At 56.3% G+C, this 24,082-nt stretch carries 26 protein-coding genes and 1 tRNA gene; 18 read left to right on the top strand and 9 right to left on the bottom strand.

The window, feature by feature from the left end:
- Positions 1 to 115: 115 nt before the first annotated feature.
- Positions 116 to 652: a helix-turn-helix transcriptional regulator gene (locus GS636_RS09005; protein ID WP_171093998.1), complete on the bottom strand. Its 537-nt coding sequence runs from the start codon at positions 650 to 652 to the stop codon at positions 116 to 118.
- 212 nt (positions 653 to 864) lie between these two features.
- Here GS636_RS09005 and GS636_RS09000 point away from each other — a divergent pair, with 212 nt between their 5' ends.
- The 5 genes from GS636_RS09000 (at position 865) to GS636_RS08980 (ending at position 6,779) form a co-directional block, all read left to right on the top strand.
- On the top strand, positions 865 to 2,157 hold the full coding sequence (locus GS636_RS09000) for a helix-turn-helix domain-containing protein (RefSeq protein WP_171669213.1): 1,293 nt from the start codon (positions 865 to 867) through the stop codon (positions 2,155 to 2,157).
- A gap of 77 nt (positions 2,158 to 2,234) precedes the next feature.
- Positions 2,235 to 2,615 carry a response regulator transcription factor gene (locus GS636_RS08995; RefSeq protein WP_171186736.1) on the top strand — a complete coding sequence of 127 codons (381 nt, stop codon included), beginning with the start codon at positions 2,235 to 2,237 and terminating at the stop codon, positions 2,613 to 2,615.
- Between the two features lie 176 nt (positions 2,616 to 2,791).
- Positions 2,792 to 2,920, top strand: a complete 129-nt coding sequence (locus GS636_RS22885) for a hypothetical protein (RefSeq protein WP_371808712.1) — start codon at positions 2,792 to 2,794, stop codon at positions 2,918 to 2,920.
- Positions 2,920 to 5,598: a sensor histidine kinase gene (locus GS636_RS08985; RefSeq protein WP_171186732.1), complete on the top strand. Its 2,679-nt coding sequence runs from the start codon at positions 2,920 to 2,922 to the stop codon at positions 5,596 to 5,598. Before GS636_RS22885 ends, GS636_RS08985 begins: the two co-directional genes overlap by 1 nt.
- Positions 5,599 to 5,675: 77 nt before the next feature.
- Entirely contained in the window at positions 5,676 to 6,779 is a 1,104-nt protein-coding gene (locus GS636_RS08980) for a FliM/FliN family flagellar motor C-terminal domain-containing protein (RefSeq protein WP_171669211.1), read from the top strand.
- A 10-nt stretch (positions 6,780 to 6,789) separates the two neighbouring features.
- Here the strand turns inward: GS636_RS08980 and GS636_RS08975 are convergent, their stop codons facing one another.
- Genes GS636_RS08975 through GS636_RS08960 form a run of 4 tightly spaced genes read right to left on the bottom strand, consistent with a single transcriptional unit; the run spans position 6,790 to position 8,980 of the window.
- Positions 6,790 to 7,221, bottom strand: coding sequence for a TIGR01244 family sulfur transferase (locus tag GS636_RS08975; protein WP_171669210.1), 432 nt, complete (start codon positions 7,219 to 7,221; stop codon positions 6,790 to 6,792).
- 9 nt (positions 7,222 to 7,230) lie between these two features.
- The gene (locus GS636_RS08970) at positions 7,231 to 7,662 is read right to left on the bottom strand and encodes a DUF6691 family protein (protein WP_171669209.1); all 432 of its coding nucleotides are present in this window, start codon (positions 7,660 to 7,662) and stop codon (positions 7,231 to 7,233) included.
- The gene (locus GS636_RS08965; RefSeq protein WP_171669208.1) at positions 7,662 to 8,090 is read right to left on the bottom strand and encodes a YeeE/YedE family protein; all 429 of its coding nucleotides are present in this window, start codon (positions 8,088 to 8,090) and stop codon (positions 7,662 to 7,664) included. Before GS636_RS08965 ends, GS636_RS08970 begins: the two co-directional genes overlap by 1 nt.
- A gap of 26 nt (positions 8,091 to 8,116) precedes the next feature.
- Positions 8,117 to 8,980 (bottom strand): MBL fold metallo-hydrolase, encoded by an 864-nt coding sequence (locus GS636_RS08960; RefSeq protein WP_171093983.1) that lies wholly within the window; start codon positions 8,978 to 8,980, stop codon positions 8,117 to 8,119.
- A 244-nt stretch (positions 8,981 to 9,224) separates the two neighbouring features.
- Between GS636_RS08960 and GS636_RS08955 the strand changes: the two genes are divergently transcribed.
- A complete protein-coding gene (locus GS636_RS08955) occupies positions 9,225 to 9,440 on the top strand; it encodes a hypothetical protein (protein ID WP_171093981.1) in 216 nt (71 codons plus the stop codon).
- Positions 9,441 to 9,449: 9 nt separating this feature from the next.
- Here the strand turns inward: GS636_RS08955 and GS636_RS08950 are convergent, their stop codons facing one another.
- The gene (locus GS636_RS08950; RefSeq protein WP_050603376.1) at positions 9,450 to 9,668 is read right to left on the bottom strand and encodes a hypothetical protein; all 219 of its coding nucleotides are present in this window, start codon (positions 9,666 to 9,668) and stop codon (positions 9,450 to 9,452) included.
- 151 nt (positions 9,669 to 9,819) lie between these two features.
- Here GS636_RS08950 and GS636_RS08945 point away from each other — a divergent pair, with 151 nt between their 5' ends.
- The gene (locus GS636_RS08945) at positions 9,820 to 10,086 is read left to right on the top strand and encodes a DUF2312 domain-containing protein (RefSeq protein WP_171669207.1); all 267 of its coding nucleotides are present in this window, start codon (positions 9,820 to 9,822) and stop codon (positions 10,084 to 10,086) included.
- A 168-nt stretch (positions 10,087 to 10,254) separates the two neighbouring features.
- Positions 10,255 to 10,340 (top strand) — tRNA-Leu (locus GS636_RS08940).
- Positions 10,341 to 10,404: 64 nt separating this feature from the next.
- Here GS636_RS08940 and GS636_RS08935 read toward each other — a convergent pair.
- A complete protein-coding gene (locus tag GS636_RS08935; protein WP_171669206.1) occupies positions 10,405 to 10,902 on the bottom strand; it encodes a hypothetical protein in 498 nt (165 codons plus the stop codon).
- Complete coding sequence (locus GS636_RS08930) at positions 10,895 to 11,647, bottom strand: response regulator transcription factor (RefSeq protein ID WP_171669205.1); 753 nt, start codon at positions 11,645 to 11,647, stop codon at positions 10,895 to 10,897. The genes GS636_RS08935 and GS636_RS08930 overlap by 8 nt, the downstream gene beginning before the upstream one ends.
- Before the next feature lie 599 nt (positions 11,648 to 12,246).
- Between GS636_RS08930 and GS636_RS08925 the strand changes: the two genes are divergently transcribed.
- The 6 genes from GS636_RS08925 (at position 12,247) to GS636_RS08900 (ending at position 20,974) form a co-directional block, all read left to right on the top strand.
- Positions 12,247 to 14,547 carry a hypothetical protein gene (locus GS636_RS08925; protein WP_171669204.1) on the top strand — a complete coding sequence of 767 codons (2,301 nt, stop codon included), beginning with the start codon at positions 12,247 to 12,249 and terminating at the stop codon, positions 14,545 to 14,547.
- A 133-nt stretch (positions 14,548 to 14,680) separates the two neighbouring features.
- Positions 14,681 to 16,636: a type I secretion protein gene (locus GS636_RS08920; RefSeq protein ID WP_171669203.1), complete on the top strand. Its 1,956-nt coding sequence runs from the start codon at positions 14,681 to 14,683 to the stop codon at positions 16,634 to 16,636.
- Between the two features lie 191 nt (positions 16,637 to 16,827).
- Positions 16,828 to 18,897 carry a type I secretion system permease/ATPase gene (locus tag GS636_RS08915; RefSeq protein WP_371808711.1) on the top strand — a complete coding sequence of 690 codons (2,070 nt, stop codon included), beginning with the start codon at positions 16,828 to 16,830 and terminating at the stop codon, positions 18,895 to 18,897.
- Between the two features lie 2 nt (positions 18,898 to 18,899).
- Positions 18,900 to 20,252, top strand: a complete 1,353-nt coding sequence (locus GS636_RS08910) for an HlyD family type I secretion periplasmic adaptor subunit (RefSeq protein WP_171669201.1) — start codon at positions 18,900 to 18,902, stop codon at positions 20,250 to 20,252.
- 66 nt (positions 20,253 to 20,318) lie between these two features.
- On the top strand, positions 20,319 to 20,696 hold the full coding sequence (locus GS636_RS08905) for a rhodanese-like domain-containing protein (protein ID WP_171669200.1): 378 nt from the start codon (positions 20,319 to 20,321) through the stop codon (positions 20,694 to 20,696).
- Positions 20,697 to 20,788: 92 nt separating this feature from the next.
- Complete coding sequence (locus GS636_RS08900) at positions 20,789 to 20,974, top strand: hypothetical protein (protein ID WP_171093954.1); 186 nt, start codon at positions 20,789 to 20,791, stop codon at positions 20,972 to 20,974.
- On the opposite strand, the gene GS636_RS08895 is transcribed toward GS636_RS08900, so the two are convergent.
- On the bottom strand, positions 20,975 to 21,733 hold the full coding sequence (locus GS636_RS08895) for an alpha/beta fold hydrolase (protein ID WP_171669199.1): 759 nt from the start codon (positions 21,731 to 21,733) through the stop codon (positions 20,975 to 20,977).
- An 89-nt stretch (positions 21,734 to 21,822) separates the two neighbouring features.
- On the opposite strand from GS636_RS08895, the gene GS636_RS08890 reads away from it, so the two are divergent.
- The 4 genes from GS636_RS08890 (at position 21,823) to GS636_RS08875 (ending at position 23,938) form a co-directional block, all read left to right on the top strand.
- Positions 21,823 to 22,197, top strand: coding sequence for a hypothetical protein (locus GS636_RS08890; RefSeq protein WP_171093950.1), 375 nt, complete (start codon positions 21,823 to 21,825; stop codon positions 22,195 to 22,197).
- Positions 22,198 to 22,254: 57 nt separating this feature from the next.
- Entirely contained in the window at positions 22,255 to 22,845 is a 591-nt protein-coding gene (locus tag GS636_RS08885; protein WP_171669198.1) for a TetR/AcrR family transcriptional regulator, read from the top strand.
- A gap of 93 nt (positions 22,846 to 22,938) precedes the next feature.
- Positions 22,939 to 23,616: a PspA/IM30 family protein gene (locus tag GS636_RS08880; protein ID WP_171669197.1), complete on the top strand. Its 678-nt coding sequence runs from the start codon at positions 22,939 to 22,941 to the stop codon at positions 23,614 to 23,616.
- Between the two features lie 37 nt (positions 23,617 to 23,653).
- Complete coding sequence (locus tag GS636_RS08875) at positions 23,654 to 23,938, top strand: hypothetical protein (protein WP_171669196.1); 285 nt, start codon at positions 23,654 to 23,656, stop codon at positions 23,936 to 23,938.
- Positions 23,939 to 24,082: the final 144 nt, after the last annotated feature.

The following is a 24,082-nucleotide window of genomic DNA, read 5'->3' as shown; positions in this document are numbered from 1 at the left end:
TTTTGCGGGCTCTGATCAAATTACGCAGCGTTATAGGCCAAGCAGCGGTGCATGAAAAGCGCCGACTCGCACCATCACGAACTGGTTTGCCGCTTAATTTAAAGGGCCGATTGACTTACAGGGGCATCCCAGACAGCTTCGCGACCAGTTCAGACAGCTTTCGTGCGCCAAATTTTTCAAGCAACCGGGCGCGATAGGCTTCGATCGTGCGATAGCTCAGCCCCAATTCTGCGCCGATTTCCTTGGCCGACAAACCGCGGCAGGACAAGATGGCGACTTCACGTTCACGCACCGTCAATTCAACCAAAGGTCGTTCCTCTGAAATATCCGAAAAACTCCAGATGCCGTGCCGAAATGGGTCATCGGGGGTCAGTGATCGACCGCGCGCGCGACACCAGAACAGATCGCCATCGCGCCGTCTCATGACGCGTTCGTCAGTGTAATAGCCGGTGTCGCGCATGACCTGCAGGCTGCGCTCTCCGATCCGTTCCCAATCGGCGACCGAAGGATAAAGGTGCAGCAGTGGCATGTTGCGATAGTCTGCTTCCTCGCCACCGAACGTGCGCGCGAATTGCAGATTGCAGCGCCGGATGATCCGGTTTTCAAGCTCTACAAGGCCGATAGGCGCATATTCGAAGGCTGGGTCGCTCATGCGGGTATCGTGCCGGGAAACTGCGCAGAAGAGAAGGGGGGAAGGGCCTTAACGTGTGATAACGATAAGTCATCCCTGTGCGGTGACCAGACTGGCTTTGTCAAAATTGTAAATCAGGGCTGAAAACTTTGGACTAAACCATAGAAATATATAACATGTTTCGATAATAATCTTCGCGATCTCGGCTCAACCTTAGCCAGCAGGATGCAAGCATGCGTGATACTCTGACGGGAAGCCGTATCCGAGAGAGGCGGCAGATTGCCGGGCTCAGGCAAGCAGAACTGGCGCGGTTGGCTGGGATTTCGGCCTCTTACCTGAACTTGATCGAACATAATCGGCGTCGGATCGGGGGCAAGCTGCTGGTGGACATCGCGGCGGCCTTGTCGGTAGAGCCTTCGGTGCTGACAAAGGGGATCGAGGCCACATTGGTGTCGGCCCTGCGCGAAGCAGCGGATGATGCGGTTGGTCAGACTGCCGAGTTGGACGGTTTAGAAGAGTTCGCCGGGCGCTTTCCAGGCTGGGCCGGGGTGCTGGCACAGATGCATCGCCGTGTCGTCTCGTTGGAACGCAATGTCGAGATGCTGTCTGACCGACTGACCCATGATCCCCAGCTGGCGGCCTCGATGCACGAGGTCTTGTCAACAGCAGCAGCGATTCGATCTACGGCCGCGATTCTTGCAGACACCGAGGATATCGAGGCTGAATGGCGCGAACGGTTTCATAAGAACCTGCATCAGGATGCCGAACGATTGGCAGGCAGTTCCAAGGCGTTGGTGACGTTTCTGGATGAAAGCGATACAGCGGTCGACCCGCGCGGTGTACCTTTGGAAGAGGTCGAAGCGTTCTTTCAGGCGCGTGATTACACTTTCCCGGAATTGGAGGGTCGAGGTGAAGCTGATATCATTGACCTGAGTGACCTTAACACTGCGGCAGCCCGAGCCGTCGCACGTGATATGTTGGAAACACTGAGCGCTGACGCACAAGCCATGCCAATGGATGCGGTTGCCTCGTTTATCCAAGACGCTGGCCCAGATCCGATTAACCTTGCGCGCCACTTTTCTGTGGACATGGCAACGGTCCTTAGACGCTTGGCATGTTTGCCCGAAAGTGTTGTGTCTGGCCCGATCGGCTTGGTGCTGTGCGACGCGTCCGGCAGCATCTTGTTCCTCAAGCCGGTTCCGGGATTTGCCATGCCAAGACATGGCGAGGCTTGCCCCCTTTGGCCAGTTTTTACTGCTTTGAACCGCCCCCTGGTGCCGGTGCGCAAGCGCGTTGTGCAGACTGGACGGGCCTCGGCCACGTTTGAGTGTTTCGCGTATGCCTGGCCGCATTCTGTGGCCGGGTACGATCAAGATCCAGCCTATCGATCTGTCATGTTGGTGCGCCCCGAGCCGGAAACAGCTTTCGAACCAGCAGTTACCGAGGTTGGACCTAATTGTCGGGTCTGCCCCCGCAATGATTGCACAGCACGCCGCGAGCCGTCGATTTTGAGCGAAGGTTTTTGACACTTTCCTGACAGAACGCTTAATCTGGCTACGACCGGCCAAGGGATGGGCGACCGGTCTTGGGAGGAACTGAAAATATGAGCCGTAAGGTTCTGTTGATCGAGGACGAGCCGAATATCGCCGAGGCAATCCGGTTCCTGCTGACCCGCGAGGGTTGGCAGGTCGAGATTCACGGCGACGGTGCCGACGCGCTTCAGGTAATTCAGGGCGCACAGCCTGATCTGGTCATTCTGGATGTCATGCTGCCGGGCAAAAGCGGCATGGATGTTCTGCGTGATCTCAGAGAGATGGAAGAGCTGTCTGGTCTTCCTGTACTTATGCTGACGGCGCGCGGACAGTCGCGCGACCGGGAAATGGCGGAAAATGCAGGTGTCAGCCGATTTATGACGAAACCGTTTTCCAACGCCGAAGTGCTGACGGCTGTGCGTGACCTTCATGCGCAGGCGACGCGACTATAATGTCAGGCGAGAGTAACAAAAATCAGCCGCCGGGCGCACGACCTTCGGTTTTCCTGGAACGTCAAAGCTATCGCCGTCGCAGGTTGACAGACGCTGCCCGACTGCTGCCATTTCTTGGGGCTCTCTTGTTCGCACTACCGCTTCTGTGGCCAGATCGCTCCAACGGGGATGCCGCAGTGCCACTGTCATCGGCAATCTTCTACGTCTTCATTTGCTGGGGCGCACTGATCGTGATCGGTCTGATCTTTGGCTTTGCTGCCCGCCGCATACCCACGCCCGAGGATCAAGACACAGGGGTTGAATGATGACCACTGTGAACGTTCTGATTCTCGTTTGTTTGGGCTACGTCGTATTTCTGTTTGCTGTAGCCTTCGCAGCAGATCGCATGGCTGCGGCTGGGCGTGGGAAATGGCTGCGCTCTCCCCTGATCTATACGCTGTCTCTGTCGATCTATTGCACCGCTTGGACGTTCTACGGTGCTGTGGGCAATGCTGCGCGGTCGGGGTTAGAGTTTGTCACCATCTACCTTGGTCCCACGCTGGTTATGGTCAGCTGGTGGTGGGGGCTGCGTAAACTTGTGCGTGTAGGGCGCAGTCAAAGGGTGACTTCGATCGCGGACCTGTTGTCGTCGCGCTATGGCAAGTCAAACACACTGGCGGTCTGCGTCACCATTCTGGCGGTGTTGGGCGGAACGCCATATATCGCGCTGCAATTACAATCGATTACGCTGTCTTTCTCGATCTTTGCCGAGGCCGACCCGTCGGGCCTGTATCGCGAAGGCTCGAGCGTGTTTTGGGTTGCGGCTGGCTTGGCCGTGTTTGCCATTCTCTTTGGCACACGCAATCTGGACGTAAATGAGCGCCATCACGGGGTGGTCACGGCGATTGCGGTCGAAGCCGTCGTCAAACTGTTCGCACTCATCGCAGTCGGCGTTTTTGTCGTCTGGGGCATTGCCGGTGGTATCGCACCCATGATGGAGCGGATCGATGCGTCGGAAATTGGGCAGTGGAACGTCGACGCCGGGCGTTGGACGACCTTCATTTTCTTGTCTGCTGCAGCCTTTATCTGCTTGCCGCGCATGTTCCAGGTGATGGTGGTCGAGAATGACGACGAAAGCCATCTGAGAACCGCAGCCTGGGCTTTCCCGCTCTATCTTCTATTGATGAGCCTGTTTGTCGTCCCGATTGCCGTCGTGGGCCTGGACCTGCTGCCCGAAGGCGCCAATCCAGATTTGTTCGTTCTGACTGTGCCCCTGTCACAGGGTAACGATTGGCTGGCGATGCTGTCCTTTATCGGTGGATTTTCATCTGCGACATCAATGGTGATCGTGACCGCTATGGCGCTATCGACCATGGTTTCAAACCATGTCGTCATGCCCATCTGGCTGAACACACAGGAAGGCACGGGCTCAGTCTCGGGCGATGTTCGCAATATCGTTCTGATGGCCCGCCGCGTGTCTATCGCCGTTGTTATGGCGCTGGGCTATTTCTATTATCGGGCGTCGGGCGGTGGAGCCGCGCTGGCCTCGATCGGTTTGATCGCCTTTGCCGGAATTTCTCAGATCTTGCCTGCTTTGGTTGGTGGTCTGTTTTGGCGCGGGGCCACACGAACCGGTGCACTTGTCGGGCTGACGGTTGGGTTTCTTCTGTGGATTTACACCTTGCTGCTACCTGGAATGGGCGGCGCGTCAATGCCCGATGGCGTGCTGCAGAACGGGTTGTTCGGAATCGGCTGGCTGCGTCCACAGGCCCTGTTTGGGATTGAGGGGATAGATCCGATCGTCCATTCCGTGATGTGGTCGCTGTTGCTGAACACAATCGCGTTCTGTGTGGCCTCTTTGCTCAGTTTTCCCAGCCCGCTTGAGCGGTTGCAGGGGGCGCAATTTGTCAACGTGTTCGATCATTCGGTCGCTCCGCGCGGCTGGTCGGGCTCGGTCGCGCAAAGCGAAGACCTGATGATCATGACCCAGCGTATTTTGGGCACCGGTCCCGCGCAGGAGTTCTTTCAGGCCGAAGCCGAGAAGCAGGGCGGGCGGTCGCAACTGCCGGAACCTACCCCCGGATTTCTCAGCCGTTTGGAACGCGAATTGAGCGGGTCCGTTGGGACGGCCACGGCCCATGCCATGATCGGCCAGATCGTGGGCGGCTCGTCAGTTTCGGTCGAAGATCTGCTGGCTGTGGCGGATGAATCCGCGCAATTGCTGGAATACTCCAGCCAGCTTGAGGTGAAGTCATCCGAGCTTAGCCGAACGGCGCGGCAACTGCGCGAGGCAAACTCCAAACTTACACAGGTGTCGGCGCAAAAGGACAATTTCCTTAGTCAGGTTAGTCATGAATTGCGGACGCCCATGACCTCGATCCGGGCGTTTTCTGAAATCATGCGTGACACTGAAGGTCTGAGCCGTGAGGAACAAACCCGATACGCCACAATCATCCACGATGAGGCGCTGCGATTGACTCGCCTGCTGGACGATCTGCTGGATCTGAGTGTTCTGGAAAACGGTCAGGTCAACCTCAACATCAGTGATGACAGTTTGCGTTCGGTTCTGGATCGTGCCGTGTCCAGCGCATTGGCCGGAGCAGGCCGCAAGATAACTGTACGGCGCGCACGAGCCGCTGAGCGGATTGTCTTGCACACGGATTTAGACAGGCTGGGGCAGGTGTTCATAAACCTGATCTCAAACGCACAGAAATACTGCGATGCGGTCGAGCCCGTTCTGACAATTTCAGCATATGATGTTGGCGGGCGGGTTATCATCGATTTCATCGACAATGGCAGTGGCATTCCACCCGGCGCGCGCTCGATGGTGTTCGAGAAATTTGCGCGCGTTGGCGTCGACAAAGCCGGCGGGGCAGGTCTGGGTCTGGCCATCTGCCGCGAGATCATGCAGCGACTTGGGGGTGAGATCACCTATCTGCCGGGACAGGGCGGAGCGGCGTTTCGAGTGAGCTTGCCTTTGGCTCATCGGCAAGCTGCTCAGTGATGCGGTCATAAAGAACTTTGTAACGTTCGGCGATGTAAACCTATTACCAGTTGCTGGAACAATTGGTGATCGGCGTCATGTCAGAAACCGTCAATGCCGCGTTGGCGCGAAAACTGACCGTTGGTCAGAAAGATCTGGGTGACCGTCCGCGCTCGGTTCTGCGGGCGCTGCGTCTGGGGTTTGCGCGGGCCGCAAACGACCGCGTGAATTTATCGCTTGCAGTAATAGGGGCTAAGCAATCCAGCCGGTCTGCAGAGGATCTGGTCGAAGCGATTGGTCCGGATTGGCTGTTGCTGGTGTTTGACGGGCCTGGGGGGCGTTTGGCGGCTTGCCTTGACCCGCATCTGGTGTCCGCCATCGTTCAAACCCAAACGATCGGAGAGGTCTTGCAGGACGATCCGGCTCCTCGTGCATTTACAGACACGGACGCCGCCATGTCTGCGCCTCTGATCGAAGCTGCTCTGACCCGATCCGCCGGTCTGATTGACCCGAGAGCAGAGCAGGTTTGCCTTGATGGTCATGAGTATGCATCGCGCGCTGCGAACCTTCGGGAACTGTCGCTGGCTCTGACAGATGAAGCATATCGGGTCTTTGATCTGACCGTCGATTTGGCCAATGGGATACGGCAAGGGCATATCTCGGTCTTTGTGCCAGAACCCCCAATCGTGTCTGACATAGCTGATGAGGCATTGGATCATTCAGGTCCGCGACTTGAGCATTCCTCGGGTGTGGTAAAAGCCGATTTGAACGCGGCTTTGTGTCGGATGACCGTGCCTTTGTCTATGCTGACCGCTATGCAAATTGGCGATATCCTGCCCCTGCGTGGGGCGCGTTTGGACCGAACCGAGATCCTGACGATCGAACGCACGCGGGCAGGTGTTGGTCGCTTGGGCCAGTGCGGAGGGTTGCGAGCAGTACGCTTGAACGAACATGCTGCGCTACCAGCGCTAAGCGGAACTGAAGCCCAGGAGTTTATTGAAAGCCGCGGAGGGATTCACCCGCAGGACAGTTTGGACGAACCAATGGCCAACGTGGTAGAAATCACACCCCCGGTGCCCATGACGGACTTTGAGGGGAGCCTTTCAGAAGATCTGATCCTGGACGACTCTGATCGGATGGTGGCCGAAATCTCTCAACTGGCCGGGCTGAATACACCCGAACCAGAGAATGGCAGCTCGTAACGCAGAGTGTTTAACCCGTTTTGGTGCGAAGACTGTCCAAAGCAGGGCGCAAATTTTCCAACTGATACCCTGCATTCGTCGTTGCGTTCAGGATTTCATCTGTACTCATTTGGTCGCATTGCCCCAAAGCCCAAACAACGGAACATCGCGTGCCTGACGCACAGTAGGCCAAGACCGGTCCGCCGCATCTCTCTGCCATCTCACGTTGCAGTTTCACGTTCTCGGGTGTCATCGTCTGATGCGTCAGCTCCAGCACCTCATACTCCATGCCCGCAGCACGCACGGCATCGCCGATTGCATCGGATTGCATCACGGGCGGGACCTCGACATTGGGGCGGTTGCAGATCACCTTCACAAAGCCGGCAGCGGCTATTGCAGGCACATCCTCAACTGTGATCTGCGGCGATACGGCATAGCGGGGGGTGATTGGTCGAATCTCCATGCCAATTCCTTAGGCCGCGTTTGCCGCTCTGTCCAGTTGCGCGCCAAAGGTTGGGGCAACGAACATGCCTGCCGCCATCGAAATTAGAAAGACCACACCGCCAAGCCCTCCGTAACTCAACGACGCCATCGCTGGTCCGGGGCAAAGACCAACCAGCCCCCAACCCATTCCAAACAGTACTGATCCTACGACCAACTTTCGGTCTACTTCGGGTTTTGCAGCTGGCGGAAATGCGTTCCCGGTCAAAGACTTGCGTCCTGCTGTCAAACGCCATGCGATCAGCATAGGCAAAATCGCTCCACCCATCACGAAGGCCAAGGTCGGGTCCCAGTTGCCGAAAACATCCAGCCACCCTTGAACCTTCGTCGTATCGGTCATGCCCGAAATCAATAATCCGGCACCGAAAAGTGATCCGGCAAGCAAAGCAATGAAAAGGCGCATCAGATCAGGCCCCACAAGTGACGCAACAAAACCAAGGTCACGCCCCCGGCTAGGATATAAAAGACGGTGGCCACGATCCCGCGCAGTGAAAACCGGGAAATGCCGCAAACCCCGTGACCAGACGTGCAGCCATTGGCGATGCGTGTGCCGACGCCAACCAGCAACCCTGCGATGACGACAAGGATCAAGTTGCTGGTAAGATGTGTCTGAACCTCGGGCGCAATCAGCGGGCGCAACAGAAACGGCATACCGATCAGGCCAGCAACAAAGGTCAACTTCTCGGCCATCGTATCGCGGGCGCTACCGTCGACAAGGCCGCCCAGGATGCCGCTTGCGCCCATGATCCGACCGTTGCCAAGCAGATAAACCGCCCCGCCCAGACCAATCAGTAAACCGCCGAACAGGCCCATGACCCACTCTATATTCATGAGGTTTATCCCTTTGTTTACCCGTATCAGAGTTTGTTGATCGGCAGTTTCAGAAAGACATCCCCTTCCTCATCTGCCGGGGGCATTTGGCCCGCGCGCATATTGACTTGCAAAGAAGGCAGGATCAGGCGTGGCATGGCCAGTGTCGCATCGCGTGCGTCGCGCATTTCCACAAACTCTTCGATGCTGCGGCCCTGTCCGATATGGACGTTCAGGGCCTTTTGCTCGCCCACGGTCGTTTCCCACGCGTATTCGTCGCGGCCAGGTGCCTTGTAATCGTGGCCCACGTAGATACGCGTCTCATCTGGCAGGGTCAGAATTTTCTGGATCGACGCGTAGAGGGTCGCCGAGGAGCCGCCGGGGAAATCGCATCGTGCCGTTCCGAAATCGGGCATGAACAGCGTGTCGCCTACAAAAGCTGCGTCGCCGATCACATAGGTCAGGCAGGCAGGCGTGTGACCTGGGGTGTGCAGCACGTCTCCGCGCATCTGGCCGATGTGGAAACTGTCGCCTTCCGAAAACAACGCGTCGAACTGGCTGCCATCGCGCTGGAACTCGGTTCCTTCGTTGAAAACCTTGCCGAACGTGTCCTGAACGGTGACGATCTGAGCACCAATCCCGATCTTGCCGCCCAGCTCCTGTTGCAGATAGGGGGCCGCAGACAGATGATCGGCGTGAACGTGGCTTTCCAGAATCCATTCAACCCTAAGGTCGTGACTGCGCACATAGTCGATGATCTGATCAGCCGAAGCGGTCGTTGTACGACCTGAGGCGTGATCGAAATCCAAAACGCTGTCGATAATGGCGCAGGCGCGCCCTTGTGGTTCGTAGACGACGTAAGACACCGTAAAGGTTTGATCGTCGAAAAACGCTTTCACTGCGGGCGTCATATTGTCCTCCGTTTCGGTTGCTTAATTCATATATGTATTTCGGAATGTGACACAACTGCCAATCTGAATTTGATGCCCGTCAAGGCAGGTTCGATTAAAATGGCTTAAACTTTAACCCATCTGCGCCGAATTGCCGAAATTACGATTACGTCAGGCAAAAACCCGCACATATTCAGGTTAACATCTGCGGGTCTTAATCCCGTTACCTATATGAGGGATACTGGCAACACTTGGGAGGATGGTTATGACAGCAACTAATCTGTATTCCGAAGCAGAACAGCTTGAACAAAAGCTTCAAGGCGCGTGTCTGGACACGCGATTGGCGCTGCAACCGAGTGTGAGCAAGGTTGTTGATCGAATGCGACAGCAGGGTATGCACGTGCCGTCGCGATTGCGGCGACTGGATGCGGCTTTGTGCGAAGACGCGATGGAAGCGCAGTTCGATAACCTGCCGATCTGACCTAGGCGGTCATCCGAAGGATATCCCGAGGATGACCATCATCAATCCAATAACCGACAAGAACAAAGAGGCCAGGTTCCAGGGCAGTACGCCCTGAACAACCGCGCGCAATTCGTCATCCGACAAACCGGCCTTGCGCGCTTTCATCACGCGAAGAATACACCAGACAAGACCGCAAAGCCCGGCAAGGGACAGGGCTGCTCCGCCCCAGGTGATGAATTCAAACATGGTTCCCCACATCTCATCGTGAACTGACCCCGCGCTTAACGGATCGGATCAGGTGGCACAAGTGCGTCTGAGGATTGGGTGCTTGCGACCCGGGCTACAGCACTGTATCCGGCATCTTGCATCAGATTTTCAGCCTTTGGGAGAGACGCATATGGAAGACATCAGCGAAGATCAGGCCGCCGCCAATTACCGCGTGACCGCAGGCGAGCTGCGCCAGTTCATCGAACGGTTCGAACGTCTGGATGCCGAGAAAAAGGACCTGGCCGAACAGCAGAAAGAAGTCATGGCCGAAGCCAAAGCGCGGGGCTACGACACCAAGGTCATGCGCAAAGTGATCGCGCTGCGCAAGCGTGACAAGGACGACATTGCCGAAGAAGAGGCTGTGTTGGAGATGTACAAAGAAGCACTTGGTATGTGAGACCTTCCACCGGGGAGGGGCAGTGCGTCTCCCTTGTCAGGCCAAAGGGCGAGTGTGGCTTGGGATTGGACCGCCGACCATATTTCCGACCTCATCTGCATCAAAGCGCATTGTTCTCGTCCTTTTGTGATTGTAAGGAAACTGCATAGCCCAAATGGGCCGCGCCGTGCGGGCGTGATGGAATGGTAGACATATCAGACTTAAAATCTGAAGGGCGTAAGCCCGTGTGGGTTCGAGTCCCACCGCCCGCACCACTTTGATCCGACACGACCATCCGTTTTATCGCAGATGCATTGGAACCGGTCGCGCTGGTTTGATCTAAACCGGATACCCCAGATTTTGAATCAACTTCCAAATGTCTTTGTTTGCCGCGGACAGCTTGTCAACGACGCGTTCAATTTCACATAAGGCATCGTCGTCCACTGTATCTTCGCGACCAAGTTTGATGTCGGTTTTACGATCCGCAATCCGCATCAGAATAGTCTTTGGATTGCCGCTTTCGGGGTCGAAGGAATAGATACAGTGATTGTATTTGTTGCGGATGCCCGACAGTTTGGTCAGTCGCTGTGTATGTGCAAGGATCGGGTCGCGGATTTGAGGCGACCGCCCCTCCATCTTGGCCAGCCGTTCGACCAGATCAATTCGAGCGCGGGTGGTGTTCAGCGTCAGAAAGATGATTACCGAGACGTCTTTGGATGCCCCCGTCAGGCCTGCTATCAGGTGGATCAACAGGCTTTCCGTATTGGTCCACATGTAATTCAACCTGCCAACCAATAAGATCAGGCGGTCGAACCGGGTTTCGAATGTGTCAGTCAAGGGCAGACTGCTGCGCCGCGTGAGGCGCGACCTCAAAATAGAAATGCGCCGCAGCGGTTCGGTTGCTGACGCCAATTTTACCCACCACATTGTGCATGTGCAGTTTGACTGTATGTTCCGTGATCCCTAGCTTGGCTGCGATAAGCTTGTTGCTTTTGCCTTGCGAAACAAGTTGCAGTACCTGTTTTTCACGACGGGTCAGTTTCGAATAGCGGGCATGTCTGTCGACACCATTTGGAGCAACCGGCGGCGCTTGGATAGCAGCCGGGGCGGGGCTTTGAGATGGGGTGTGAACGCAGTCAGCCAGAAAACTTGGTAAATACAGCTCTTCATGCATCAGCAATCTTAGGATTGCTCGCCATGCATCAGGTGCAACATTCATTGGCAGAAATCCGATCTCACCCAATTGCGCTCGATCCCACCCCTGAAACAAGCGGCGGGCCAAATCTTCCTTGCGATAAGCAAACGCCAAACAACCAGCGCCGGTCGAGTTGGTATAGGCATTGGGGCGCGACAGGAGATCTTCAAGCATCATTTGGTCGACAACGATAATCCTGTTACCGGTTGGCGCCTGCGCACGCATCGCTTCAAGGGTCTCGAAACGTTCTGCATGCACGCCAAATTCGGTCTGCACGCTTCTGAGCGTTTGATTGGAATAGAACAGCTCTTTCCCAACAAAGATTATCGATAGATCTTCTGAACAACTGTCAAGACTGGCATGTTCATTCTGCAAAGACTTACTCATTATTGCCCCCTACAAAACAGGCGTAACCGGAAATTGGTGCTTAATTAAATTAGAACCAGGGTAAAAAACGTTAACTAATCAAGGAATTATATTCTTTTTATTATAGCTCAAGTCTTGAATCTCTACAACCTGACGATGCACGACGGGCCGTTAAGTTATAGAACTATTGATTAGGTTTTAGTGCCTTCTTTTGTGTAAGCGGCGGAAACAATTGTGTTTATTTTTTGACTATATCCAGGTCTAGAACTTCGACCATGATCCAGCGCTGTCTTGAGCGCTTCGCTAAAATAATGTTAAAAGTCAAATACTTGAGTAAAGTTATACTTTCAATCAGCTAGGCGCGGGCTGATGTCGCTGCGAACATGGCCAAGCTTCAATTTCAGAAGCGACTATCCCTGACGTGATCGCCTTCAGCGTATTTCAGCATTGAATCAGAGGGTCACGTTTTCGGCTAAGCCGGGAAAGGAGGTGGCCTCGAATAAGTAAATGTACACCGCATTCAGCGCTTGTTTCGCTGCGTGTGGCTTTTTGTTTCAACCGCGCCTGATACCGCTTTGTAGATGAATGGCGGTCTGGCGTTCCAGAAATGGGATTTTGTTATGAGACGTAATGTAAATAATACCAACGTGACGACCGTCGATGAAATTAACGTCGAAAATCTGGATGCTCCGGTCAATGTTGAAATTCCTGTAGAAGAAGCCTTTGTCGAGGCTGATCTGACAGCGCAACAGCAGCAGCAAGACCAGAATGTCGACAACTCGAACGATCAGGGTCAGGGCCAAGACCAAGGCCAAGGACAGGATCAGGGTCAAGACCAAGGCCAGGATCAGGGTCAAGACCAAGGTCAAGGTCAGGATCAAGGTCAGGGACAAGACCAGTCGCAGACACTGGATGCCGGTGACGACAGCAACGACAACTCGAACAACAACGCCATTAATATCGACTTTGGTGGTGGTGAGTGGATACCGCGCGACGATGATCAGGTTGATTTGGATCTTGGGGATTCCGCGACGGTTGGCGACGTGATCACCGCAGGTCGTGATCTGACCTATGATCCCGGCGATGACATGAACCTGGACATCTCAATGGATGGTGCCGGTACGGCGATGTCATCAGTCAACAATCAGGTTGCCAGCCTGAGTGATGACGACACGCTGGAATCAGCGAGCGTTGCCAACAATTCAGGCTTCTACCAGAACGGCGATGCAAATGGTGGGACAGCCACGGCTGCTGAAGGTATTCGCGCGAATGCAGATGGCGGAACCTCGGGTGACGGCGGAACCACAGTAGGTGGTTCGGCAAACTCATCAACGCTTGGCAGCCACGCGTGGGCGGCAGGTGGTGACACCGGCAGCGCCGATGCGGACTCGGCAGGCGGAGACGGTGGGTCTTCGGGTGACGCGTCCAACGCAAGTATGGGCATGGGCACTTCCGATGCCAGCTCGACCGGCGACAGCTCGGGTGGCAACGGGGGCGATGCAGATGGTTCGGCCTCTTCGGACAACGATGGCACCACAAGCGTGGACGGTGATGGAACCGGCGGCGCCGGTGGCAGCGCGGATTCGTTCGGCTTGGGTCTTGGTCTGGGTCTGTCCGGTGCAAGCTCGTCGGGTAACGCCGACGGCGGAGACAGCGATTCCGACTCGACCGGAACCGGTACCGGTACTGCAGACAACGCAACAGATGCGTCCGGATCGGACGGCGGTGACGGTAATGCTGCGACCGAAGGTTCAGCTTCGAACAGCAGCGATAGCGACACCGAAGCCAATGACGCCTCTGCAGGCGACAACACAGCGGATGGCACTGCAGACAGCGGTGCGGACAGTTCGGCTGATGGTGACGGCGGTGACGGAACTGGCGGCGACGGCACGGGCGGTGACGGAACCGGCGGCGACGGAACCGGTGGTGACGGAACCGGCGGTGACGGCGAAGGTGGTTTTGCTGCGTTGCTTGAAGCTGCAATCATGGAGCTGCAGGAAGAGCTTGGCATGATTGATGCGGAACCCGGTGAAGGCGGTGACGGAACCGGCGGCGACGGAACTGGCGGAGATGGTGACGGCGGTGACGGAACGGCTGGAGACGGCTCGGGCGGCGATGGTTCCGGTGGCACTGCTGATGCGGATTCCGACGCTCAGGGTGTTGGCGATCAATCGGCAAGTGGTCCTGATATCGACCAGAGCCCAGGCGATGTGAACGGTTCAGCCAGCAACTCGCAAGCCACAGATGGCAGCGGCGGTGACGGCGGTTCGAATGCAGCCGACGGCGCGGCAGATGCGATGGGCTCTGGCACATCTGCAGCTGACGGTGACGGCGGCGCAGGTGGCAGCACCACTCCGACGTCTACATCCAGCGGCAACGGTGCCGGATCTGCCGATGCAGCCAATACCGCAGGCGGCGGCGGTGCAGCGGATGTCTTCGGAGACGCAGATACAAACGGTGCAGCGGACAGCCTGGCCGAAGCGATTGCCGGATACGGCGGCGCGGGTAGTTCCGACAACGACTCGACCTCGACCGGTTCCGGTGATGCGACGGGTTCGGCTGACTCGGGCAACGGTGGTGCCGGTGGCGCGTCTGCTGCAAACGGCGGAACCAGCGGAGCCTCGATGGGCAGCGCAACCTCGGGTGACACCATGGGTGGCACCATCACGGGCGGCAGCGCAGCCGGAGCCTATTCGGGTGACGGTGGCGCAGGTGGCACGGGTGGCAACTGGGGCGCAAACAATGGTGGCGATGGCATCGTGACCGGCGAATCCTACGCCTCGGCTGCGGCGGTTGTCGATACTTCGGCCTTCAACCAATCGATCGTCATGGGTGCCAACGTGCTTGGTAACTCGGTCGATACGACCATGGTTGGCGGCTCGATGACGTCCTCGTACGCAAGCGACGACACCGACACCTAAGTCAAACAAGCGGGGCCCGCATTTTCGGGCCTCGTCTCATTTTACAAAACTGCCGGGGCCGTAAAACGCGGCCCCGGCCCAACAGAACCCAGACCGGAAATTTGTGCTGGCACGGGTGAAAAGGAAAACCGACATGGCCCTAGACAGTATTTCTGAAACGATAGCGCATTTTGTTGGAACTTTTGAGCTTACGATCGAACAGTCCCGGTTGCGGGATCAATACGAAGAATTCACCGCTCTGAGGCGCAAAGCCGAAATCGAAGGGTTGGAAGATCCGGCCTCGATCCACATCAAGGCAGACCTTGATATTCCTGCGGGCGAGTACAAAGCTTTGCCCTATACTTTCCAACCCTCTGACCCCGAATTGCCGCTGCCGAACGCGCCTACCGTGCCGGTGTCCGAAGCGATGGTTGTTATCGATGGTTCCGCAGAACCTGTGCGGTATGTGCCGGAAAATGAAATAAGCGATTCAGGCCCGTCTTCGTTTGTCCAACTGATCATTCTGCCGCCTGAAACAGTGCCTTTGGGTTCGGCTGTGACCGTTACGGTACAAAGCGTCTACATGCGCGATAACGACGTCGTGGGCGAGGGCGACTTCCGGGATCCTGAGGTTCTGATGGCCCAGGGCGAGCAGATGATGGATATGGCTCTGTCGCTTCACGCCATTGCTGCGCCATCATTTTCACTCGCGGACTACCAATCGACAGAAATGCTTGAGGCGCTGGCCGAACAGATGGCAAACCCGGTGATCGCGGACATTGAAGGCGTGATTGTGCACCAGTTCCATGGCGACGATGCGTTGGGTGTGATCGTCAACGGCGAATACGTAACGGACGCTCCGGAATGGAAGGATCTGCTTCCCGAATATCATCAGCCTGATGACACGGAAGACACGGCCGAGCTGCCGTATCCCGATGAATGGGATCAGTCAAAGGACCCGGAATTTGATGACGGGCACCTGGTTGTGACCGGTGGCAACGTTGCGATCAACGCCATGTCGGCCACTGTGGCTTGGGTGGACGCCCCGATTATTGCTGTTGGAGGGCAAGCGGTCAGCCTGACGGCTATTAGTCAGGTCGCTGTTGTTTCCGACTGGGATCAAGGTGCTCCGGGAACGGGAAGTGGTACGAATATCGTGCAGACTTCGCAAATCGAGGTCGAGTCCAAAACAGCACCTTGGCTTGGTGCAACATCAGGCGCTGCGGCAGCGGCGCCGCTTGTTATCGTAGACCATGTTCAGGGTGATCTGGTCGTCGCGAATTTCATCAAGCAGGACATCGATGCCACAGATATCGACCAAATCGAGACCGAAATTTCGGCTTCGTCGACCGTGTATGCGATGGGCGACAACGAGATGTACAACGTCTCGGACCTTATTCAGTTGGGCAATTACTATGATGTGATCATCATCGACGGAAACATGGTTTCTGTGGACGTTGTGAACCAGACGCTCGTTTTGGTGGATGACGATGTGATCAGCGGCGGCATGGACCCGTCAATGGATGAAGACGCAGCCGGGGACGACGAAAACCTGGTCATGAATGAAGCCTCTGTCAAAACGGTTGGGGACGATACCTATCAGGACATGTCCCAAGAGATGTCCGACACTATGGCGCTGGCCGATGACGACATTGCCGCGCTTGAAGACGCCTTGTTGAATGATCCCAATTTCGCCGGGATGGAGCAGATCCGTGTTCTGAAGATCGACGGAGATCTGGTTCAGGTGAACGTCGTTGAACAGACCACCGTGATGCAGGATCAGGATGACATTGAGCTATCCGGCCCCGAAGCGCCGCAGACCGAAGTGGTCGCCGGCAGCAACGCCCTGTTGAACAGCGCAAGTGTGACCAAGATGGGTGTGGATTCGACAATCATGGCCGCAAACGGAGCATATTCGGATCTGCTTTTGCATCAGGCCAGTCTGCTGGATATGCCCACGAATGAAGACATAACGGCAATGACCAACGAAGCCATCGCCGCCATAATGAGCGATATGAGTGTCGCGCAGCCGGATGCTGCGTTGGCCTTGACCACTCCGGCAACAGATACCACGACCAACGACGACGGCCTGCAATCCGTGCTGGCCTGATTTTCCTGTTTTTTACCGAGTGACCAAAAGGTTAGTAGATGTCGATCGTATTCACGTCGCGCCGCCCTTACTTATCCAGCCCCCTGGACAGACAGGGCGGAGGAAGGCCGCAAAGCCAAAATCTTGGTGCAAGGGTGAAACCCGCGCCCGAAAGGCCCAAAATCGCACCGCGTCTGCATCTGACAGAGCAGATGCGCGTACCAAACCCAGATGAAAAACAGTCAGAGAAACCTGAGAAACTGAAACACGCCGAGGACCAACACCACTCACAGGAACAACGGCGCGCTGATCCTCCCCATCGGCGCGTGCAGCCGCAGCCCGCACAAGACAAAGACCCAACGGGTGGCGGCAATGGGGTGGCCGATGCTGACGGCCCCGATCAGGTAACCGCCGAGGAAACGACTGCGCGTAAGACCCCCTCTGCGCGTGCAGCCGGCGAAAACCGCATGGGCACCACGATCGAGGCCAAGGCGAACCAGCCACTGCCGCAAAATCAGACCGGCGGCGGTGATGGCAAAGGGCCACCCCAAACTTTTCACAAGCGTACCCCGCCAGAGGATTTTCAGCGTACCTTGCAGGTGTCGATCCGCGCGATCTGGCGCAACCTTGCTTTTGTGCTGGTTCTGACTTGCGCCACCAATATCCTGATCCTGGCGATCCCGATTTACCTGTTTCAGATCAGTGACCGCGTTCTGACCAGCCGGTCGTTGGACACATTGATCATGCTGACCGCAATCGTTGCAGGCGCGGTGATCTTTCAATCGGCCTTTGACGCGGTGCGCCGGTTCATGCTGATGCGCACCGGGGTTGAAGTGGCAGCCCGCTTGGGCGCACCTGTGCTCAGCGCGGCGGCCCATGCGTCTCTGCATGGCAACGGGCGCGAGTATCAGACGCTGGGCGATTTGCAGCAACTGCGTGGCTTTTTGGTATCGGGTACTCTGATCTCTTTCTTGGATGTCCCTTTCGCGCCTGTGTTTATCCTGATGATTTTCCTGGTGCATCCGCAGTTGGGCATGATCGTTGTCGTGACCGCGCTGCTGTTGATGACGATTGCCTTGATCAACCAGAAAATGACAGCCAAACCTTTTGCCGAGGCCAACAAGGCGCAGTCGCTGGCGAACCAGCATCTGGATTCGATGTCGCGCAACAGCCAGATCATCAACGCGCTGGCCATGATCCCCGAAGCCGTGCGGATCTGGGGAAGGGACACTGCTCAGTCTTTGACATGGCAAGTGCGCGCGCAGGACCGCAACGTGATCTTCGCCGCGGTTTCGCGCGCTGTAAGGTTACTGACCCAAATTGGTATCCTGGGCTGGGGCGCCTATCTGGCCCTGCAAGGAGAGATCACCGGCGGGATGGTGATTGCCGCCTCGATCATTGCAGGTCGTGCCTTTGCGCCCATCGAAGGTTCGATTGAAGGCTGGAACAGCTATTTGCTGACACGCGGGGCTTATGGACGGATCAAAGCGTTGCTGTCGACCTCGGCATTGCAATACGAAAAACTGCGCCTGCCGCGCCCCGAGGGCCGTTTGGATGTTGAACGCCTGCTGTATGTGCCCGGTGGGACCAAACGGGTGGTTTTGAACGGGATTACATTCTCGCTGATACCGGGAGAAACGTTGGCCATTATCGGCAATTCCGGTGCGGGGAAGACGACGCTGGGGAAAACACTGGTCGGGTCTATCCTGCCGACTTCGGGCAGTGTGCGGCTGGACCTGATGGATATTCGCAACTGGGATCCACGCCAGTTTGGGGAAAGCATCGGCTACCTGCCGCAGGATGTCCAACTGTTCCCCGGCACGATCAAGGACAACATTGGTCGGATGCGGGCCGATGCGACCGACGAACAGATCCACGATGCTGCCGTTTTGGCCGATGTTCACAACATGATCGCGACCCTGCCGCAAGGGTATGAGACGGTGGTCGCCGCAGATGGCGCGCCTTTGTCCGGTGGGCAAAAGCAACGTATAGCGCTGGCACGTGCGTTCTTCGGCAACCCGAGAATGGTTGTGCTGGATGAGCCAAACTCGAACCTCGATGTTGCCGGTGACAAAGCGCTCGCCCGAGCGATTGAACAGGCGCGCGAAAGCAAGATCACCGTGGTCGTTATCACGCAGAAACCGACGCTGTTGAACGTGGTCGACAAGATCATGCTGCTGACCGATGGGCGCGTGGCCCTGTTCGGGCAGCGCGATCAGGTTCTGCAACAGATCAACGCGCCGCGCAAACAAACCGGAATTGAAGGCCAGCAGGGGGGCTGACCATGAATGACCTCGTACCTGTGGAGAATTCTACCGATGAACCTCAGCTTTGGTATGCCGAGGTTCCGCGCTCGATCAACCGGCTGATTGCCATCGGGCTGATCATGCTTCTGGTGTGCTTTGGCGGTTTTGGGGTCTGGTCCTTCAGCGCCCCTTTGGCGGCAGCGGTGATTGCACAGGGCAGCTTTGTGGCCACCGGTCGCAACAAGATCGTTCAGCATCTTGAAGGCGGCATCATTGAAGATATCAAGGTGGTCGAAGGTCAGTCGGTTCAGGCCGGGCAAGTGCTGATGACGTTGGACCAAACCTCGGCACAAGCTAATGAGCGTGAACTGTTCATCCGCAAACTGCGCCTGCAAGCCATGACCCAACGGCTGCTGGCCGAATACGGTGAACGCGACCGACTTGTCTTTTCCCCTGATCTTGTCGAGGCATCCGATGATGTCGAGGTCATGGCTATTCTCGATGGGCAAAAGCTCAGTTTTGACGTGTCGCGCAAGACGTTGCTGAATGATGTCGCATTGCTTGAGCGGAACATGGAAGCGTTGAAAATCCGGTCCAGCGGCTTTGAGGCTCAGTTGGACAGCATGATGCGGCGCGCCGAGATTTTGCAGGAAGAATACGAGGCCAAGAGCCAACTTTACGAAAAGGGGTTGGTCCGCAAGGGTGAGCTCAACACGATCCGTCGCGTTCAGGCCGAGGCCGAGGGACAACAGGCGCGCTTGCAGGCCGAAGCCGCCGAGATCAACCAGATGCTGTTGAAATACGAAGAGCAGATCATGCGCACCCGATCTGCCTATCGTGAAGCTGCGCTGGATGAGTTGGGCGTGATCGAAGCCGATCTGGAAAGCGTGCGTGAAAAATCCCGTCAGGCCCGCAGCGTTCTGGACCGGGCGGTTGTCCGGGCCCCAGTTACCGGTACAGTCGTGCGGCTGCACTACCACACGCCGGGCGGTGTTATTGAAACTGGCGAACCCATTGCCGAGATCCTGCCTGCCGATGCCCCCCTGATCATCGAAGCGCAGATTCCTCGTACGGAAATCGACAGCGTGATTACAGGGCAGACGGCCTCGGTGCGTCTGATCGCGTTGAACCAACGCACGACCCCGGTTTTGTATGGAGAGGTTTTCTATATTTCTGCTGACGCTTTGCCTGAACAGACCACAGGCAGCCCTCAAGAAGTGTATCTGGCACGTATTTCCCTTACTCCGGATGAACTGCAACGTGTCAGCGGCTTTATCCCAACGCCCGGGATGCCCGCAGAAATCATGATCCAGACTGAAGAGAGGACCTTTGCCGCCTATATCGCGAAACCAGTGTCAGACAGCATGTCTCGCGCATTTCGTGAGCATTGAGGTCACGGCTACACCTTCCAATTTTTGCATGTTATCCTTTGCCGGAACAGGTGAAGGAGTACACACATGCCGGTAACGGTCAAAGACATGATGGCGGCCGCCAATGCGGTGGTTGCGCGGATTGATACAGCGCAGGCGAAGACCATCCTGGAACAGGGCGGTCTGCTTCTGGACATTCGGGATGCATCGGAATTGCAAGCCACCGGTCGTGCCGCCGGGGCACATCATATCCCGCGCGGAATGCTGGAGTTCCGGGCAGATGACACGCTGCAATCCCACGACCCGGAATTGCGCAAAGACCGTCCCATCATTTTACATTGTGCTTCGGGTGGGCGTGCAGCGTTGGCTGGCAAGCTGCTGAAAGACATGGGGTATCAGCAGGTCTACAACCTTGGCGGTTTGGTGGATTGGGTGAACGGGGGCGGCGAACTTGTCAGCGCCTAACATATGGGCGTTTCGCATCCGACCCAAATCAAAGCAAAACACATTCGAATCGTGTGATATTTAGCTGGAAGTCACCAAAAGGAATTCCGGCCATGTTTCGCCTTGCCGCTATGCTGTATTCACTGATCGCAACTGCCCTGTCGGGCTCGGCTGTGATCGCCGTTTTGTCTGCCGGTATGGTTTCGGTCAGCGCGATTGTTGGTGCCGCAGCAGCAGGGGCCGTGCTTGCTGCGCCCGCGTCTTGGATGGTCGCCAAGCGGCTGTATCAGGGCGCATGATCAAGCGTTCAGAAACGTTCTGACGGCCGCTTCAAATTCGCGCGGTTTCTCGGCGTGCAGCCAATGACCGGCTCCGGGAATTTTGGCAAACCGTGCGTTGGGAAACAGCGCGCGGATTTTGTCACGATGCTCTGGCAGAACATATTCTGATGCACCACCTGACAAAAACAGAGCGGACCCGTTCCATGAGGCATCCAAGTTGGGAAAGCCCATGATGTTGGGCATCTGGTCCGCCAATACATCCAGATTCAACAGCCAACGTTTGCCATTGATGTCCAGGGATTGCGTAAAGAAGCTCTGCAGTGCTTTTTCAACACCCAGTTCAGCCAGTTGCTGCTCTGCGTCTGACCGGCGTTCGATGCGTGAAAAATCAACTGCCCGCATGGCCTCGATGAACTGGATCTGACTATGCGTGTATTTCACTGGAGCAATGTCTGCGACCACCAGCTTGTTCACCAATGACCCGTGTTGCAGCGCCAGCGTCATCGCAGCCTTGCCGCCCATCGAATGCCCCAGCACATCGGCCTTGCCGCCGTACTGTTCGATGACTTCGGCGATGTCCTGCGCCAGATGCGGATAGTCATGCTGAACGTCCCACATGCTGCGCGCGTGATTGCGCATATCCACTGCCACGACCTGCCGTTCGTCCGAAAGCCGTTTGGCAATCACACCCCAGTTGCGGGCGGATCCATACAGGCCATGTGCAATGATAAGCGGCGGAAGGGCGGTCGGTTCGCCATGTATTATTGTATTCAACATGTCCCGAGTGATACCCGCACGCGCTGCGGACGACTAGCCCCATTGTAGGTCTTTGAACCAAAGGCTAGATTGCTGCGGCAGGAGGTCCCATGTCGCAGGACACAGACATTCAAACCCGGATTGCCGAGACCGTGGCCTTGCTGCGGGCCAAGCTTGGCGTGCGGGACAAAACGCTTGAGGCGTCGATCCGTAAAGCCAAGCGTCGCCTGCCGCGACGTGTCTACAAGCAAGCCATGGTGTTGGCACGGTCCGAGGCGATGGCTGCGCATCCCAAACTGAGGCAGGTACTGGACACACCCAAGCTGATCCGCGCGTCAGATGTCGTGCAAGGACATCTCAGCGCGATCAATCTGGCCGACCGCAGATGGGGCTGGTTTTTGGGAATGCTGGGTGGGTTGGCCTTTAACTTGCTGGCACTGACGACACTGCTGCTGGTTTTTCTGTGGTGGCGTGGCTTGATCTGACCTTGGGTTCCGGACTATGCGCAGGGATCTGAACGTGGTTCAATCTCTGAGGGCGCAATGGCAACCAAAGCACAAATCCGGCGAGAGCAGTTGCGCGAAAAACTGGTTGAGGCGGCCGAGATACGCATCGATCAACACGGTCTGAGCGACCTTCGTGCACGCGATCTGGCCAAAGATGCTGGATGCGCATTGGGTGCCATATACAACGTGTTTGAAGATCTGAACGCGATTGTCATGGCTGTAAACGGGCGTACGTTCAAACGTCTTGGGCAAGCTGTCGGAACGTCTTTTGACGGCAGTGAGCCACCAATGCAGCGCCTGATTGTCATGAGCACGGCTTACCTGCATTTCGCCGACAAAAATACCAATCTGTGGCGGGCTTTGTTTGATCTGCAGATGCCGAATGATGGCTCGGTACCCGATTGGTATCGCAGCGCGTTGAAAGACCTGTTTTCCTTTATTGCCGAACCTGTCAGCGAGTTGTTCCCCGAATTGGATCGAGTCGAGATGGATTTGATGACACGGGCGCTGTTCTCATCGGTGCATGGAATTGTCACCCTTGGGCTAGAGAACCGTATCTCAGGCGTGCCGCCTGAACAGATTGAACGCATGATCGCGCAGGTTCTTTCACGAATTGGAAACAAATAGTTTCCTGAACGCCGTTCATGAAAGTACTTGAACGCTGTTCAAGAAATTGCTACCTCCGAATTGTGAACGATGTTCATGAATTTGGAGGATCACATGTTCAATACATTGAAGACCCTGATGAATGGTGCAAATGCCCGGGCCGAAGACAGGCTGCGCGATAGTTTTTCAATTGAGCTGATTGACCAGAAAATCCGGGAGGCCGACCAAAATCTTAAGGCCGCCAAGTTGACGCTTGCCAGCCTGATCCAGAAGCAACGCGGTGAAACCCGCCAAATCGAAACCTTGCAGGCTCGCATCCAGGATTTGATGGAAAGGACCCGTCAGGCGCTGGCAGATGATCAGCAGGATCTTGTTCAAAGCGCGGCGCAGGCGGTTGCAGATTTGGAAAACGAATTGGCGTTGCGCCAGCAAACCGTCGACCGGCTTGAGGCGCGTATCTTGCAACTGCGCCACTCGGTGCAAACGGCCAACCGCCGTATTCTGGATCTCAAGCAAGGCGCAATCTCGGCGCGAGCGGTGAAACGAGAGCAGGGGCTGCAAAAGCGGCTGAACCGTCACTTGGGTGGCACCAGCCCGGCGGAAGAGGCGGAAGAGCTGATCGCCCGAGTGATGTCTCAGGATGACCCGTTTGAACAATCCGAAATCCTGCGCGAGATCGACGAGGGCTTGGATCACAGCACCGTGGCCCAACGGATGGAAGAGGCCGGGTATGGCCCCAAAACCCGCTCTAGCGCAGCGGAAGTTCTGAGCCGCCTTAAGGCTCAATCCTGAAACTGACGAACCCGTATTTTGACTAAGGAGACTTCAAATGACTAACCGTGATGAAAACAACTTGATCCTGATGCTGAACGGTGCTGGCGTGGCTGTGGCTTATCTGTTGCTGGGTATCTCTTTGTACTTGTCTACCGACGTGCCGCTGGCGACCAAGGGTTACTGGGGTATGGGCATCGTTTTGCTGACACTCAGCCTGATCAATGTTGTGAAATACCGCTTTGACAGCCGCTCGGCTGAGGATCGCATCAACAGGATCGAAGAGGCGCGAAATGAGAAACTGCTTGAAGATGCTTTGAAAGAGGCCGAGGGCGAGGTCTGATCCCACCCGTTCCGGCCGTTGCGTTTGGCCCGAGCCTTAGTAAGAAAAACGGCGCCTCAGAGGCGCCGTTATCATTTGTGTTTTATAGATTACAAGTTCGGATAGATTGGGAAGCGGGCGCAGAGGTCTGCGACCTCGGCTTTG

This window comes from Ruegeria sp. HKCCD4884, assembly GCF_013110855.1.
Lineage (GTDB): Bacteria > Pseudomonadota > Alphaproteobacteria > Rhodobacterales > Rhodobacteraceae > Ruegeria.
This window is presented reverse-complemented; position numbering and strand designations above follow the sequence as displayed.